Below are 14,839 nucleotides of genomic sequence, written 5' to 3'. Positions count from 1 at the left end.
CTGTCGTATTTCGATGCAAAAAAAGAGAGTCAGACCCGCATTTCGTGTATAAATTACCGCCATATGGTCTGACCTGAATCAATTCAGCAAAAAGCGATTGATATAAAATTTGCATCATAATCGTTTGCCCCTCTGGGGCGTCATTTTGGCCAACAGAACATTATTTTTGCATTCCTAAGTTCAGAGGTAGTCATGATTAAAAAAATCGGTGTGTTGACAAGTGGCGGTGATGCGCCGGGCATGAACGCAGCAATTCGTGGCGTGGTCCGTGCAGCATTAACTGAAGGTCTGGAAGTCGCGGGTATTTATGATGGTTATCTCGGCCTGTATGAAGACCGTATGATTCAACTGGATCGCTATAGCGTGTCAGACATGATTAACCGTGGCGGCACCTTCCTCGGCTCTGCGCGTTTCCCGGAATTCCGCGAAGAGCACGTTCGCGCCGTGGCTATCGAGAACATGAAGAAACGGGGTATTGATGCGCTGGTCGTTATCGGCGGTGACGGCTCCTATATGGGTGCTAAGCGCCTGACTGAAATGGGCTTCCCGTGCATCGGCTTGCCTGGCACCATCGACAACGACGTAGCGGGTACTGACTACACTATCGGTTACTTCACCGCACTGCACACCGTGGTGGAAGCCATTGACCGCCTGCGTGACACCTCTTCCTCTCACCAGCGCATCTCCATCGTTGAAGTGATGGGCCGTTACTGTGGTGACCTGACCCTGGCCGCAGCCATTGCGGGTGGTTGTGAATTTATCGTACTGCCGGAAGTCGAATTCAGCCGCGAAGATCTGGTGGCTGAGATCAAAGCCGGCATCGCTAAAGGTAAGAAACACGCTATCGTTGCCATCACCGAGCACATCTGCGATATCGATGAGCTGGCGAAATACATCGAAACCGAAACTGAGCGCGAAACCCGTGCGACCGTGTTGGGCCACATTCAGCGCGGCGGCTCCCCGGTGCCATACGATCGTATCCTTGCTTCCCGCATGGGTGCTTACGCCATAGAACTGCTGCTGCAGGGCCACGGTGGTCGTTGCGTCGGTATTCAGAACGAGAAAATGGTTCACCACGACATCATCGATGCTATCGAGAACATGAAGCGTCCGTTCAAAGGTGACTGGCTGGACTGCGCTAAAAAGCTCTACTGATCCCCTTAAACGCCCTCCTTTTCGAGGGCGTTTATTTGCCTGTCGATATTCCCCAAAGTTATAGTCAATCTTTTTTTATTCTTTAATGATTGAATCGCTTTCTGGCAGGCTGAGCACATCAAAATACATAACCTGAGAGAGTGGGCGATGAATAAATGGGGCGTGGGGTTAACTTTGCTGCTGGCATCCGGCAGCGTTCTGGCAAAAGACATTCAATTACTGAACGTGTCATATGATCCAACGCGTGAGTTGTACGAACAGTACAACAAAGCGTTCAGTGCCCACTGGAAACAGGAAACGGGCGACACCGTTACCATTCGCCAGTCGCATGGCGGTTCCGGCAAACAGGCAACGTCCGTTATCAACGGCCTGGATGCCGATGTTGTAACCCTGGCGCTGGCCTACGACGTTGATGCGATTGCCGAACGCGGCAGTATCGATAAAAACTGGATCAAACGTCTGCCGGATAACTCCGCACCTTACACCTCGACGATCGTCTTCCTGGTGCGCAAAGGCAACCCGAAACAGATTCATGACTGGAATGACTTAATCAAACCGGGCGTGTCCGTCATTACCCCGAACCCGAAAAGCTCCGGTGGTGCGCGCTGGAACTACCTGGCTGCATGGGGTTATGCCCTGCATCAGAACGGCGGCGATCAGGCGAAAGCTCAGGAGTTCGTGAAGGCGCTGTATAAAAACGTTGAAGTGCTGGATTCGGGCGCCCGTGGCGCAACCAACACCTTCGTGGAACGTGGCATCGGCGACGTGCTGATTGCCTGGGAGAACGAAGCCCTGCTGGCGACGAACGAGCTCGGCAAAGATAAGTTCGAAATCGTGACGCCAAGCGAATCCATCCTCGCAGAGCCGACCGTCGCTGTTGTCGACAAAGTGGTCGCGAAGAAAGGCACGCAGCAGGTGGCCGAAGCGTACCTGAAGTATCTCTATACCCCAGAAGGGCAGGAGATTGCGGCGAAGAACTTCTACCGTCCGCGTGACAAAGATGTGGCAGCGAAATACGCCAACGAATTCCCGAAACTGAAGCTGTTCACCATTGACGATGTCTTTGGCGGCTGGACGAAAGCGCAGAAAGAGCACTTCTCCAACGGCGGCAAGTTCGACGAAATCAGCAAGCGCTAATCCCCAGGCGGCCCTTAACGGGGCCGTTTTTGTTTTTCCCCTCCGTACATCTTTTTCCCGTTTGACTGCGCTATGCTTCATGTTCTTCCAGAATTGAGGACGTCCGATGAAGATTGTGCTCCGAACCGCTATCGTCCTGATGATGCTAATATTGCTGGCTGCAGCATGGGGGGCGTACTGGTGGAACAGCAGCGATCGGGACCAGCTCCGCGAAAGAGTGCTAGGACAATGCGTCCCACATCAGCGCGATAACCAGCAGCCTGAACCCTGTGAGCAGGTCAATCTTGGCGCCGGTTACGTCCTGCTTAAAGATCGCAACGGCCCGCTGCAATACCTGTTGATGCCAACTTACCGTATCAACGGCATTGAGAGCCCCCTGTTGCTGAAACCGCACACCCCCAACTTTTTCTGGCAGGCCTGGCAATCGCGCAGGGTAATGGATAAAACGCGCGGCAGTCCGGTGCCGGATAACGTGATTTCTCTTACCATTAACTCGCGCACCGGCCGCACGCAGAATCACTTTCACCTTCATCTCTCGTGCCTGCGCAGTGATGTTCGTATTCAGCTCAACAATGAAGCCGCCAACATCAGCAGCCGTTGGCTGGCCCTGCCTGGGGGGCTGCGCGGGCATCACTATCTGGCACGACGAGTCACCGAAGCTGAACTGGTGCAGCGCAGCCCGTTCCTGATGCTGGCAGAAGAGGTACCGGATGCCCGTAACCATATGGGGCGCTATTCGATGGCCATGTTGCAGCAGGCGGATGGCTCGTTTGTCCTGCTGGCAACGCAGCGGGATCTGTTGACGTTTAACCGCGCATTTGCTGAGGAAATCCAGGATCATCAATGCGATATCCTGCAATAACCCCACCAGATTTGGCGTTTACCAGGCAAGCCTGCCGCCGTAGACTTGTCGAAATTTTCTACAGGAGACAGGTATGTCGCTCTGGTTTACTCACCCTCTGTTCCTTCCCTCGGTGATTGTTGGCATTACGATTCTGCTCTGGGCGACCTCGCTGCTACCGGAGTTTATTACCGCGCTACTATTTTTCACCGCCGCGATGATTGCCAAAATTGCGCCACCGGAGGTGATTTTCGGCGGTTTCGCGTCGTCTGCTTTTTGGCTGGTCTTCAGCGGCTTTGTGCTGGGTGTGGCGATTCGCAAAACGGGGCTGGCTGACAGGGCGGCACGGGCACTGTCGGCGAAACTCACGGACTCATGGCTGCTCATGGTCGCAAGCGTGGTGCTGCTCAGCTACGCGCTGGCTTTTGTGATGCCCTCCAACATGGGACGTATTGCGTTGCTGATGCCGATTGTGGCGGCGATGGCGGCACGGGCGGGCATTGCAGAGGGCACGCGCGGCTGGTACGGGCTGGCGCTGGCGGTGGGGTTTGGCACCTTCCAGCTCTCGGCAACCATCCTGCCTGCGAACGTCCCTAACCTGGTAATGAGCGGGGCGGCGGAAGGGTCCTATGGTATCCATCTGAACTACGTCCCCTATCTGCTGCTGCACACACCGGTACTGGGAATACTCAAAGGCCTGATCCTGATTGGCCTGATTTGCTGGCTCTTCCCGGGCAAGCCGCATGCCGCGAAAGAGATGCCACCCTCAGAGCCGATGAGCAGGGCAGAGAAGCGCCTGGCGTGGTTACTGGCCGTGGTTCTGACTATGTGGGTAACAGAGAGCGTACACGGCATTGGCCCGGCCTGGACGGGGCTGGTGGCCGCCTGCATTACGCTCCTGCCGCGCGTGGGTTTTATTAACGGCGAAGAGTTTTCCAGTGGCGTGAATATTCGTACCTGCATCTATGTGGCCGGTATTCTTGGACTGGCGATTACGGTAACCCAGACGGGGATCGGTGCGGCAGTGGGCAACGCCTTGCTGCATGTGATGCCGCTGGATCCTGATAAGCCCTTTACCAGCTTCCTTGCGCTGACAGGTATCACCACGGCACTGAATTTCATCATGACCGCTAACGGCGTACCGGCACTCTTCACCACGCTGGCGCAAAGCTTCTCGGATGCGACAGGGTTCCCGCTGCTTTCGGTGATTATGATTCAGGTATTGGGGTATTCCACGCCGCTGTTGCCGTATCAGGCGTCACCGATCGTGGTGGCGATGGCATTAGGCAAAGTGCCTGCCCGGGCGGGGATGTTGTTGTGTATCGCGCTGGCGGTGGCAACTTATCTGGTACTGCTGCCGCTGGATTATGCGTGGTTTAGTCTCTTGGGACGGCTGTAAAAAAGCCCGGTGGCGCTGGCGCTTACCGGGCCTGGAGAACCGTAGGGCGGGTTAGCGAAGCGCCACCCGCCGCAAAGGCAATTACGCTTTTGCCGCTTCTGCTGCTTTAACGATGACCGCAAAAGCGTCAGCTTTCAGGGATGCACCGCCAACCAGCGCGCCATCGATGTCCGGCTGGGTGAAGAGTTCAGCCGCGTTGGATGCGTTAACAGAACCGCCGTACTGAATGATCACTTGCTCAGCCACTTTCGCGTCAGCTTTAGCAATGTGGTCACGGATGAATTTGTGAACGGCCTGAGCCTGAGCCGGGGTGGCAGATTTGCCGGTACCGATAGCCCATACTGGTTCGTAAGCGATAACCGCGCCTTCGAAGGCCGCTGCGCCCTGCGTTTTCAGGACAGCGTCAATCTGACGTGCACAGACTTCTTCCGTTTTGCCTGCTTCGTTTTCTGCTTCGGTTTCACCGATGCACAGAACCGGGATCAGACCTTGCTCTTTCAGCACGGCGAATTTCTTCGCGATGAACTCGTCAGATTCTTTGTGGTAAGTACGACGCTCGGAATGGCCAATGATGATGTATTTCGCGCCGATATCTTTCAGCATTTCAGCGGAGGTTTCACCGGTGAATGCGCCAGACAGGTTAACGTCTACGTTCTGCGCGCCCAGCACAATGTGGCTGCCGTCAGCGGCATGTTTCGCCAGGTCCAGGTAGATATCCGGCGGAGCAATGGCCACGCCACAACCGGTTACGCCAGCCAGCTCTTTACGCAGGTTAGCAACCAGTTCGTTTACCATGTGGCGGCTGCCGTTCAGTTTCCAGTTACCCATCACCAAAGGATGTCGCATTTTTACTCTCCACGCACGAAGCGAATTAAGGAATATAGCTACCCTTCAGGGCAGCGTGGTCTGTGAAACAGTATAGAGATTCGTCCCTGCAAAGGCTTTGCTTTTTGTCATTTATTGTCGCCTTCGGGGGCTTCAGATAGGGTCAGCTTAATCGGTTCAACAGCGAAGGTCAGCCCCTTTTCGCCGTCATCTGCCACCACATAGCGAATAGCGCCTTCGGTTTCGGCATACCAAAGTTTATTTTTACCGTTATTCAGCAACTTTTGCAGTTTCTGCAGGCTTTGTGCTTTGGAAAGCCCCGGTGAAAACTCGCGGATCACCGCCGCCATATACTCCTGGGCCTTAGCGCGTGAGGCCTTTTGCTCCGGCCCTCTGACGGTCAGCCAGGTTATCTGCATCGACTTTATTTTCAACGTGCCACGCTCCAGCGCGGTCGACGCATAAAGATTGTCGTTAATTTTGGTGGCGGCACGGGTGAGGCGCGCGGTGTCGGCACCCGAATCAATGGCGCGGAATTCGTTGAGGGCAAGCGTAGGATTATCCTCGTTGAACTTCTCTCTGAACTGGCTAATAGATTGTTCGAAGGTCGGTGCGCCAGGCAACAAATAGGGTGCTGTCGCCGCAGATGGCGCATCTTCTGCAAATGCCGACGGGGCTAAAATGAATGCCGCCAGCAGGGGCCACCAGGTTTTCATCAACATCATCCTCTTATCACGTTGCTCACGATTAAAACGATAACGGGCGGGCTTGTCAAAAAGTCGCGTCGCCAGGGTAAACTAGCCGGCAGTACGATAATAAGGAACCTTACATGGGCATACAGCAGTGGTTATTCTCAATTAAAGGGCGCATTGGCCGCCGTGATTTTTGGGTGTGGATGGTCATTTGGGTGGTGGCCATGGCTGCCCTCTTTTATGCGGTTGATTTCAATCTGCTTGCCAGCCAGACCGCCGCATTTATGTTGGTCTGCCTGTTATGGCCGACGGCCTGCGTCATTGTGAAACGCCTGCACGATCGCGGTAAATCGGGCCCATGGGCGCTGCTGTTTATTCTCGCGTGGATGCTGCTGGCCGGGAACTGGGACATGCTGAATGGGACGTTGCAGTGGGCCGTCGGGCGCTTTGCTCCGGCGCTGATTATGGTCGGCATGCTTATCGACCTGGGCGCGTTTGTAGGCACCCAGGGCGAAAATAAATTCGGCAAAGACACGCTGGACGTGAAATACCGCTGATTACCAGTAATGTTCTGCGGTCATATGGCCTGGCCGACGGCGTAAATGTTTGGTCATCTGCCGGGTCTCTTTCAACAACTGCTGGGTATCACGCACCATCTGTGGGTTGCCGCACAGCATCACATGGCTGGTATCGGTGGTCATCGGCAGCCCCACCGCCTCCTCCAACGCCCCGCTGTCAATCAACGCGGGTACGCGCCCGGTCAATGAACCCGAAACACTCTCCCGACTCACTACCGTCTGAATACGCAGTTTGCCTTCGTAGCGTTGCTGAAGCTCCAGCATCAGCGGCAGGTAGCTTAGATCGGCGGCGTAACGCACCGCATGGACCAGCACCAGATTGGTGAAGCGATCAAGCCCTTTGCCCTCCTGCAAAATCGACAGGTAGGGACCAATCGCCGTCCCGGTCGCCAGCATCCACAGCGTAGTGCAGTCGGGCACTTCGTCGAGGACAAAGAACCCGGCGGCTTCGCTGACAATCTGGATATCATCCCCCGGCTGCAGTGCGGCGAGACGCGGGCTGAGCTTTCCTTCCGGTACGGTGACAAGATAGAACTCGAGATCAGGATTTCCCGGCGCATTCACATGCGAGTAGGCTCGCTGTACCCGCTCCCCGTCGATTTCGAGTCCGAGCTTGGCGAACTGTCCGGCGGTGAAAGGAAGAATGGGGGCATGAACGGTCAGGCTGAACAACGCGTCGGTCCAGAACTCGACTTTAACGACTTTTCCTGTAACCCAGTCGGCCATGATTTTCTCCTGTTCAGAATCATTGCCTTATCTTCGTCGTGAATGGAGAGGATTTCCACCCCGCAAGCGTCGGAAAGCTCTCCCTGATAAATATCTCCGTCATACTACAAGTTGCAGGTGCCCAGGCTGCAGCTCGCAGTATGAGGGTTTAAACTTACAGAATATGGGTCTGCACGTCCGGGTCTTTGCGATCCAGATAGTGAATGGACTGAATACGACGAATGGTGCGCGATTTGCCGCGAATCAGCAGGGTTTCGGTGGTGGCAATGTTGCCTTTACGACTGATGCCATCCAGTAAATCCCCTTTCGTGATCCCGGTTGCCGAGAAAATGACGTTGTCGCTACGCGCCATGTCATCCAGACGCAACACAACCCCGGCTTCGATACCCATCGCCTGGCAGCGCGCCAGCTCATTCTCACCGATGCGACGATTTTCTTCGCTGTTGCCTTTTACGTGATGGCGAGCCAGCAAGCGGCCCTGCATATCGCCGTCCAGCGCGCGAATAACCGCAGCTGAGACCACGCCTTCCGGTGCGCCGCCGATGCCATAGAGCACGTCGACTTCGCTGTCTGGCATGCAGGTCAGAATCGAGGCGGCAACGTCGCCGTCCGGGATCGCAAACACGCGTACGCCAAGTTTTTGCATTTCGGCGATAGTCGCATCGTGGCGCGGTTTTGCCAGAATAGTTACCGTCAGTTCAGTGAGAGGTTTGCCCAGTGCGGCAGCGACGTTACGCAGGTTATCCGCCAGCGGCAGATTGAGATCGATAGCCCCTTTTGCGCCCGGGCCGACAATCAGTTTTTCCATGTACATGTCCGGCGCATTCAGGAAGCAGCCTTGATCGCCCACCGCCAGCACCGCCAGAGCGTTAGCCTGACCCATTGCGGTCATGCGGGTGCCTTCAATCGGATCAACGGCGATATCAACCGCATCCCCTTTGCCGGTCCCGACCTTTTCACCGATATAGAGCATCGGGGCTTCGTCAATTTCGCCTTCGCCAATGACGATGGTGCCGTCGATGTTGACCTGATTTAGCATAATGCGCATGGCATGAACCGCTGCGCCGTCGGCGACGTTTTTGTCACCGCGACCCAGCCATTTGTAGCCAGCCAACGCAGCCGCTTCCGTCACGCGGGAAAATTCAATGGCAAGTTCTCGTCTCATTGCATACTCGTGAAGTCAAAGAAATTGCGCGAAGTTTAACACAGAGAGGGGAGGGATTATTGATGTGGGGGTGAGACTTTGCCCGATGGCGGCTTCGCCTTATCCGGCCTACGAAACGACAACCCGTAGGCCGGATAGGACGCTTTTGCGTCGCCATCCGGCAATGTAAGGATTACTCTTCGCGATCTTCCCATGCAAGGGCGCGTTTCACCGCTTTTTTCCAGCCGCTGTAACGCACGTTACGCTCGGTGGTTTCGATGCTCGGACGGAATTCACGTTCAATCACCGCTTTTTCCTGCAGCTCGTCCAGGTTCTGCCAGAAGCCGACGGCCAGACCAGCCAGATACGCAGCCCCCAGCGCCGTCACTTCACGCACTTCCGGACGCTCTACACGGGTACCCAGAATATCGGACTGGAACTGCATCAGGAAGTTGTTGGCGACCGCACCGCCGTCCACGCGCAGCGCATGCAGACGAATACCAGAGTCTGCCTGCATCGCTTCCAAAACATCACGCGTCTGGTAGGCAATAGACTCCAGCGTTGCGCGAATAATGTGGTTTGAATTTACGCCACGGGTCAGGCCAAAAATCGAGCCGCGGGCATACGGGTCCCAGTAGGGTGCGCCCAGACCGGTGAATGCGGGTACAACGTACACGCCGTTGGTGTCTTTCACCTTGGTCGCGAAGTATTCAGAGTCGAACGCATCGCTGATGAGTTTCATCTCGTCACGCAGCCACTGAATAGAGGCACCCGCCATGAACACGGCACCTTCCAGCGCATAGTTCACTTCACCGCTTGGGCCGCAGGCGATGGTGGTCAGCAGGCCATGCGTTGAGGTCACCGCTTTCTCGCCGGTATTCATCAACATAAAGCAGCCGGTGCCGTACGTGTTTTTCGCCATCCCCTCTTTCACGCACAGCTGGCCAAACAGCGCCGCCTGCTGATCGCCGGCGATGCCAGCGATAGGAATACGCGTGCCGCCTTTACCACCAATGTTGGTCTGGCCGTACACTTCTGAAGACTTACGAACCTGCGGCAGCATGGCGCGTGGGATATCCAGCGCGTCCAGCATTTTATCGTCCCAGTCCAGGTCGTGAATGTTGAACAGCATGGTACGGGAGGCGTTGGTGTAGTCGGTCACGTGTACGCGTCCCTGGGTCATTTTCCAGATAAGCCAGGTATCGACGGTACCAAACAGCAGTTCGCCACGTTTTGCACGTTCACGTGAACCTTCAACATGGTCGAGGATCCACTTCACTTTGGTACCGGAGAAATACGGGTCAACCACCAGGCCGGTGGCGCTACGCACGTACTCTTCGAGACCGTCACGCTTGAGCTGTTCGCAGATTTCTGCGGTACGGCGACACTGCCAGACGATGGCATTGTAAATCGGTTTGCCGGTCTCACGTTCCCAGACAATGGCCGTTTCACGCTGGTTGGTGATACCAATAGCCGCGATTTGGTCAGAGTTAATGTCAGCTTTTGCCAGGACTTCTACCAGGGTGGAGCTTTGGGTGGCCCAGATTTCCATTGGGTCATGCTCAACCCAGCCTGGCTTCGGATAAATTTGTTCGAATTCGCGCTGTGAAACGCTGATGATGTTGGCGTCATGGTCCATTACAACGGCGCGGGAGCTGGTAGTGCCCTGGTCGAGCGCAACGATATATTTTTTGTCAGTCATGATTTATGTCCCGTAGTCACATTACAGCGAAGCTTTTTGTTGAGCGGTAGGGGTGGAATCTTTCTCTTCCACGGCGCAAACATCACACGGCAAATGGCGGCCAATCAGTTTACGATAACCGAAGGCACCCAGCGCTGCGCCGACAATCGGCCCGAACAGCGGCACGAGGAAGTAAGGAATATCTTTACCACCGGTGAAGGCAACATTGCCCCAACCTGCCAGCCAGGCGAACGCTTTCGGCCCGATATCACGTGCCGGATTCATCGCAAACCCGGTCAGTGGGCCCATTGAGGCACCGATAACCGCGATCAGCAGGCCGATCAGCAACGGCGCGAGTGGACCGCGAGGAATACCGTTACCGTCGTCCCCCAGCGCCATAATGACGCCCATCAGAATAGCGGTTATGACCATTTCAACCGCGAAGGCCTGCACAAAATTGATATGCGGATTAGGATAAGTAGAGAAAATGCCCGCCAGATCAACACTTTCTACCGTGCCGCGGACAATATGGTGAGTCTGTTCGTAATCGAGGAAAAGATTGTAGTAAAGCCCGTAAACAAGCGCGGCTGCGCAGAACGCACCGGCAAATTGAGAAGCAATAAAAGGAACAACTTTGCGCCCGTCAAAACAGGCAAAGAGCCACAACGCGATCGTTACTGCCGGGTTAAGGTGTGCGCCGGAAACCCCTGCGGTCAGGTAGATGGCCATCGCCACGCCCAGACCCCAGATGATACTGATTTCCCACTGCCCGAAGGTGGCGCCCGCTACTTTGAGTGCCGCAACGCATCCCACACCGAAGAAAATCAACAACCCGGTTCCGAGGAATTCGGCGATGCACTGGCCTTTTAAGGTTGAGGTTTGACTCATAATCGGATCCTGCAAAGAGTTTAATGGTTATTGTTTGCATGGAGGTCGGGCTCCACGATGTCGTGTAGACATACTGTTAATTTATCGTTAACGCTCACAAACGAGAAATATCGAAATCAAAATGTGTGTACTGCGTCAATAAAATGAGCGTTTTCGCGCTATGAAGCGCGTTTCCGAATGACGGGTACGAACAGTGAAGTGTGAGCTGAATCATTTTTGTAACCCCTAATTTAACAATTAAGAGGTAGGGCCGCTACGGTACCAGGCATAGACTGAAAAGTGTTGCAAAGCTTGATCTGCGCGGCTTGCCGCTGGACAGGGGCGATAGGGCTTCATACAATCGGATACCAGGGCCGTGCGCTAAACAAAGGAAGGCGTCGCCGTTCACGGAACGAGGATTTACCCCAAGGGTAAAGTTATCCATCAACGCCTTGCAATTCAGGAGAGGTATGACGATGTCATTAGAAGTATTCGAGAAACTGGAAGCAAAAGTACAGCAGGCGATTGATACCATCACGTTGTTGCAGATGGAAATCGAAGAGCTGAAAGAAAAGAACAACAGCCTGAGCCAGGAAATTCATTCCGCTCAGCAGGGTCGCGAAGAGCTGGAACGTGAGAACAATCAGCTGAAAGACCAACAGCATGGCTGGCAGGAGCGCCTGCAGGCACTCTTAGGCCGCATGGAAGAAGTCTGATTACGCTTTATCTTTCGCGCCGTAGCGGCGTTGGCTGCATTCACACACCCCAGTCACATAGTGATCTATGCTCCTGGGGATGTGCTCATTTGCCGCCTTCATCTTGCGCGTAAAATACAGAGGGCACCCGAGGGTGCCCTTTTCATATAAAGCGAAAGCGAACTACTCGATATCCAGCGGATCTTCGGAAAGGATAATACCGGTGTTGTCAGCGTAGAGGTGGTCACCAGAAAAGAAGGTCACGCCGCCAAAATTGACGCGGACATCACTTTCACCAATCCCTTCCCCTGCTGCCCCTACCGGGATAGCGGCAATGGCCTGGATACCCAGATCCAACTCCTCAAGGTCATCGACCTGACGCACTGCGCCATAGACAACAATGCCTTCCCATTCGTTCTGCGTAGCGATGCGGGCCAGGTCCGCATCAATCAGGGCACGGCGAACAGAACCACCGCCATCGACCAGCAGGACACGACCACGGCCATTTTGTTCGAGCAGATCGTACAGCAACCCGTTATCCTCGAAACATTTCACCGTGATGATTTGACCGCCAAACGACGACCGTCCACCAAAATTGGAGAACAGCGGTTCCACGACGTTGACATCTTCCTGGTAGATGTCACAGAGCTCAGACGTATCGTATTTCATAGGCTTAACGTTCAGTTGCTGCGAGAATAGTCAGTATATCCCGCATCACGCATTGTTGGCAAAATCATCAATTGTTAATTGACCTTTGTCAGTTAAAAATGCACCTGACTCAGAATAATTCCAACCACAAACAACAGGTTAGTCAGTAAGGCCCCTTTTACGGTGCGTTCAAGCATCGGTGGCATGGCTTTCGGGCTCAGCTCGCGCATCACAAAGCGCGCCTGTTTGAATAACAACGGCGTGGCGAGCAGGAACAGCCATCCCCAGACGCTTTGTAATGAGAACAGATTAAACAGCGCGAGGCAGAGAAGGGCTCCCGCCAGCAGGCAGGCATGATAACGACGTGCATTGACCGGCCCTAAACGGACCACCAGCGTGATTTTACCGTTCTCTCTGTCACTCTCGATATCGCGCAGGTTATTGATATTGAGCACCGCAGTGGCCAGCAAACCGCAGGCGGTAGCAGGCAGGAAGATGGCCAGACTCAGCGTGTGTGCCTGGAGATACCAGCTTCCCATCACGCTCAGCCAGCCGAAGAAAATCAGTACGGAGACATCACCGAGGCCAATATAACCGTAGGGGCGTTTGCCAACGGTGTAGGTAATGGCGGCCACGATCGACAAACTACCCAGCGCCACAAACCCCAAAAAATCGGCCAGTGACTGGGTGGCTGTCAGCAAGAGCAAGAGACCGGAGATACAACTGAGCACAATGACGATGATGAGCGCGCGCTTCATCTGCTCAAGGGAAATCGCCCCTTTTTGCATGCCGCGCAGCGGGCCGATACGGTCCGGTTTGTCGCTGCCTTTGACGGCATCGCCATAATCATTCGCCAGGTTAGAGAGAATTTGCAGCAGCCCGGCGGTACTTAATGCGAGCACGGCGACCACTGGATCAAAGAAACCCTGCCACCAGGCGAGTGCCGTGCCTACCACAATGGCGGCAAAAGCCAGTGGTAATGTTTTTGGCCGCAGGCTTTCCAGCCAGGCCTGGGTACGGCTCAAAGGTTGTGTCTCAGTCATAGTCCCAGCCAATAATAAAAATGGGGGCATAAGCCCCCATCGAAAATGATGAAAACGGTGTGGCGGGGATTATAAGATAAAACGGCTCAGATCTTCATCTGCCACTAAAGCATCAAGATGCTTACCTACATAGTCTGCATCAATAGTAATACTTTCGCCGTTCAGGTCGCTCGCATCGTAGGAGATGTCTTCCATCAGACGCTCCAGCACGGTATGCAGACGACGCGCACCAATGTTTTCGGTGGTTTCGTTAACCTGCCACGCGGCCTGGGCGATACGCTTGATACCGTCGTCGGTAAACGCAATGTTCACGCCTTCTGTCGCCATCAGCGCTTTGTATTGTACGGTGACAGACGCGTTTGGCTCGGTCAGGATGCGTTCGAAATCTTCGGTAGTCAGGGCTTTCAGTTCAACGCGAATCGGCAGACGACCCTGCAGTTCCGGGATCAAATCTGACGGGCTGGCGACCTGGAACGCACCGGACGCAATAAACAGGATGTGGTCAGTCTTTACCATGCCGTGTTTGGTGGAGACGGTACACCCTTCAACCAGCGGCAGCAGGTCGCGCTGAACGCCTTCGCGGGAGACGTCCGGGCCGGAGGTGTTGCCACCACGCTTACAGATTTTGTCGATTTCGTCGATGAAGACGATACCGTGCTGTTCAACCGCATCGATAGCGTCCTGCTTCAGCTCTTCCGGGTTCACCAGCTTAGCGGCTTCTTCTTCAATCAGCAGTTTCATCGCGTCTTTGATTTTCAACTTACGCGGCTTCTGCTTCTGACCACCCAGGTTCTGGAACATCGACTGCAACTGGCTGGTCATCTCTTCCATGCCTGGAGGGGCCATGATTTCAACGCCCATCGGCGCGGCGGCGAGATCGATCTCAATCTCTTTGTCATCCAACTGGCCTTCGCGCAGCTTTTTGCGGAAGGACTGGCGTGCTGCGGACGGCTCAGCCGGTTGCTCTGACTGGCCCCAGTTGTTTTTGGCCGGTGGGATCAGTACATCCAGGATGCGCTCTTCAGCCATTTCTTCGGCGCGGTAGCGGTTTTTTTCAATCGCCTGCACGCGGACCATTTTAATCGCCGAATCGGTCAGATCGCGGATGATAGAGTCCACTTCTTTACCAACGTAGCCCACTTCAGTGAACTTGGTGGCTTCAACTTTGATGAAAGGCGCGTTTGCCAGCTTCGCCAGACGACGGGCAATTTCAGTTTTACCGACGCCGGTCGGGCCGATCATCAGAATGTTTTTCGGGGTGACTTCGTGACGCAGCTCTTCATCAAGCTGCATACGACGCCAGCGGTTACGCAGGGCAATAGCCACAGAACGCTTTGCCGCGTCCTGTCCGATGATATGTTTGTTCAGTTCGCTGACAATTTCGCGTGGGGTCATTTCAGACATGGGA

15 protein-coding genes are annotated in these 14,839 nt (G+C 54.7%); 6 read left to right on the top strand and 9 right to left on the bottom strand.

Annotated elements, in window-relative coordinates; genetic code table 11:
• The first annotated feature begins 192 nt into the window (after positions 1 to 192).
• From pfkA to ACUY4Q_RS23570, 4 genes are all read left to right on the top strand, one after another.
• On the top strand, positions 193 to 1,155 hold the full coding sequence (pfkA, locus tag ACUY4Q_RS23585) for a 6-phosphofructokinase (RefSeq protein WP_437432245.1): 963 nt from the start codon (positions 193 to 195) through the stop codon (positions 1,153 to 1,155).
• A gap of 147 nt (positions 1,156 to 1,302) precedes the next feature.
• Positions 1,303 to 2,292 (top strand): sulfate ABC transporter substrate-binding protein, encoded by a 990-nt coding sequence (locus tag ACUY4Q_RS23580; RefSeq protein WP_458045029.1) that lies wholly within the window; start codon positions 1,303 to 1,305, stop codon positions 2,290 to 2,292.
• 106 nt (positions 2,293 to 2,398) lie between these two features.
• Positions 2,399 to 3,154, top strand: coding sequence for a CDP-diacylglycerol diphosphatase (cdh, locus tag ACUY4Q_RS23575; RefSeq protein ID WP_458045028.1), 756 nt, complete (start codon positions 2,399 to 2,401; stop codon positions 3,152 to 3,154).
• A 73-nt stretch (positions 3,155 to 3,227) separates the two neighbouring features.
• Complete coding sequence (locus ACUY4Q_RS23570) at positions 3,228 to 4,532, top strand: SLC13 family permease (protein ID WP_458045027.1); 1,305 nt, start codon at positions 3,228 to 3,230, stop codon at positions 4,530 to 4,532.
• Between the two features lie 81 nt (positions 4,533 to 4,613).
• Here the strand turns inward: ACUY4Q_RS23570 and tpiA are convergent, their stop codons facing one another.
• Positions 4,614 to 5,378, bottom strand: coding sequence for a triose-phosphate isomerase (gene tpiA / locus ACUY4Q_RS23565; RefSeq protein WP_458045026.1), 765 nt, complete (start codon positions 5,376 to 5,378; stop codon positions 4,614 to 4,616).
• Between the two features lie 107 nt (positions 5,379 to 5,485).
• On the bottom strand, positions 5,486 to 6,073 hold the full coding sequence (locus ACUY4Q_RS23560) for a DUF1454 family protein (RefSeq protein WP_458045025.1): 588 nt from the start codon (positions 6,071 to 6,073) through the stop codon (positions 5,486 to 5,488).
• Between the two features lie 113 nt (positions 6,074 to 6,186).
• On the opposite strand from ACUY4Q_RS23560, the gene ACUY4Q_RS23555 reads away from it, so the two are divergent.
• Positions 6,187 to 6,606, top strand: coding sequence for a DUF805 domain-containing protein (locus ACUY4Q_RS23555; protein ID WP_458045024.1), 420 nt, complete (start codon positions 6,187 to 6,189; stop codon positions 6,604 to 6,606).
• Here the strand turns inward: ACUY4Q_RS23555 and fpr are convergent, their stop codons facing one another.
• From fpr to ACUY4Q_RS23535, 4 genes are all read right to left on the bottom strand, one after another.
• The gene (gene fpr / locus ACUY4Q_RS23550) at positions 6,607 to 7,353 is read right to left on the bottom strand and encodes a ferredoxin--NADP(+) reductase (RefSeq protein WP_458045023.1); all 747 of its coding nucleotides are present in this window, start codon (positions 7,351 to 7,353) and stop codon (positions 6,607 to 6,609) included.
• 154 nt (positions 7,354 to 7,507) lie between these two features.
• Complete coding sequence (glpX, locus tag ACUY4Q_RS23545) at positions 7,508 to 8,518, bottom strand: class II fructose-bisphosphatase (protein ID WP_458045022.1); 1,011 nt, start codon at positions 8,516 to 8,518, stop codon at positions 7,508 to 7,510.
• A 172-nt stretch (positions 8,519 to 8,690) separates the two neighbouring features.
• The gene (glpK, locus tag ACUY4Q_RS23540) at positions 8,691 to 10,199 is read right to left on the bottom strand and encodes a glycerol kinase GlpK (RefSeq protein WP_458045021.1); all 1,509 of its coding nucleotides are present in this window, start codon (positions 10,197 to 10,199) and stop codon (positions 8,691 to 8,693) included.
• Positions 10,200 to 10,220: 21 nt separating this feature from the next.
• A complete protein-coding gene (locus tag ACUY4Q_RS23535) occupies positions 10,221 to 11,066 on the bottom strand; it encodes an MIP/aquaporin family protein (RefSeq protein ID WP_458045020.1) in 846 nt (281 codons plus the stop codon).
• Positions 11,067 to 11,515: 449 nt separating this feature from the next.
• On the opposite strand from ACUY4Q_RS23535, the gene zapB reads away from it, so the two are divergent.
• Positions 11,516 to 11,761 carry a septal ring assembly protein ZapB gene (gene zapB, locus ACUY4Q_RS23530; RefSeq protein WP_121497563.1) on the top strand — a complete coding sequence of 82 codons (246 nt, stop codon included), beginning with the start codon at positions 11,516 to 11,518 and terminating at the stop codon, positions 11,759 to 11,761.
• Positions 11,762 to 11,923: 162 nt separating this feature from the next.
• On the opposite strand, the gene rraA is transcribed toward zapB, so the two are convergent.
• The 3 genes from rraA to hslU form a co-directional block, all read right to left on the bottom strand.
• Complete coding sequence (rraA, locus tag ACUY4Q_RS23525) at positions 11,924 to 12,409, bottom strand: ribonuclease E activity regulator RraA (protein ID WP_043866238.1); 486 nt, start codon at positions 12,407 to 12,409, stop codon at positions 11,924 to 11,926.
• Positions 12,410 to 12,501: 92 nt separating this feature from the next.
• Positions 12,502 to 13,431 (bottom strand): 1,4-dihydroxy-2-naphthoate polyprenyltransferase, encoded by a 930-nt coding sequence (gene menA / locus ACUY4Q_RS23520; RefSeq protein ID WP_458045019.1) that lies wholly within the window; start codon positions 13,429 to 13,431, stop codon positions 12,502 to 12,504.
• Between the two features lie 69 nt (positions 13,432 to 13,500).
• Positions 13,501 to 14,835 (bottom strand): ATP-dependent protease ATPase subunit HslU, encoded by a 1,335-nt coding sequence (gene hslU, locus ACUY4Q_RS23515; RefSeq protein WP_458045018.1) that lies wholly within the window; start codon positions 14,833 to 14,835, stop codon positions 13,501 to 13,503.
• Positions 14,836 to 14,839 lie beyond the last annotated feature (4 nt).

The sequence above is a fragment of the Phytobacter cepae genome, assembly GCF_054165735.1.
Note: the sequence above shows the minus strand (reverse complement) of the source record. Positions and strands in the feature narration are given on the sequence as shown.

Coding starts and splice junctions, on each gene's coding strand:
- pfkA (WP_437432245.1), top strand. CDS start 193: ATGATTAAAAAAATCGGTGTGTTGACAAGTGGCGGTGATGCGCCGGGC.
- ACUY4Q_RS23580 (WP_458045029.1), top strand. CDS start 1,303: ATGAATAAATGGGGCGTGGGGTTAACTTTGCTGCTGGCATCCGGCAGC.
- cdh (WP_458045028.1), top strand. CDS start 2,399: ATGAAGATTGTGCTCCGAACCGCTATCGTCCTGATGATGCTAATATTG.
- ACUY4Q_RS23570 (WP_458045027.1), top strand. CDS start 3,228: ATGTCGCTCTGGTTTACTCACCCTCTGTTCCTTCCCTCGGTGATTGTT.
- tpiA (WP_458045026.1), bottom strand. CDS start 5,378: ATGCGACATCCTTTGGTGATGGGTAACTGGAAACTGAACGGCAGCCGC.
- ACUY4Q_RS23560 (WP_458045025.1), bottom strand. CDS start 6,073: ATGAAAACCTGGTGGCCCCTGCTGGCGGCATTCATTTTAGCCCCGTCG.
- ACUY4Q_RS23555 (WP_458045024.1), top strand. CDS start 6,187: ATGGGCATACAGCAGTGGTTATTCTCAATTAAAGGGCGCATTGGCCGC.
- fpr (WP_458045023.1), bottom strand. CDS start 7,353: ATGGCCGACTGGGTTACAGGAAAAGTCGTTAAAGTCGAGTTCTGGACC.
- glpX (WP_458045022.1), bottom strand. CDS start 8,518: ATGAGACGAGAACTTGCCATTGAATTTTCCCGCGTGACGGAAGCGGCT.
- glpK (WP_458045021.1), bottom strand. CDS start 10,199: ATGACTGACAAAAAATATATCGTTGCGCTCGACCAGGGCACTACCAGC.
- ACUY4Q_RS23535 (WP_458045020.1), bottom strand. CDS start 11,066: ATGAGTCAAACCTCAACCTTAAAAGGCCAGTGCATCGCCGAATTCCTC.
- zapB (WP_121497563.1), top strand. CDS start 11,516: ATGACGATGTCATTAGAAGTATTCGAGAAACTGGAAGCAAAAGTACAG.
- rraA (WP_043866238.1), bottom strand. CDS start 12,409: ATGAAATACGATACGTCTGAGCTCTGTGACATCTACCAGGAAGATGTC.
- menA (WP_458045019.1), bottom strand. CDS start 13,431: ATGACTGAGACACAACCTTTGAGCCGTACCCAGGCCTGGCTGGAAAGC.
- hslU (WP_458045018.1), bottom strand. CDS start 14,835: ATGTCTGAAATGACCCCACGCGAAATTGTCAGCGAACTGAACAAACAT.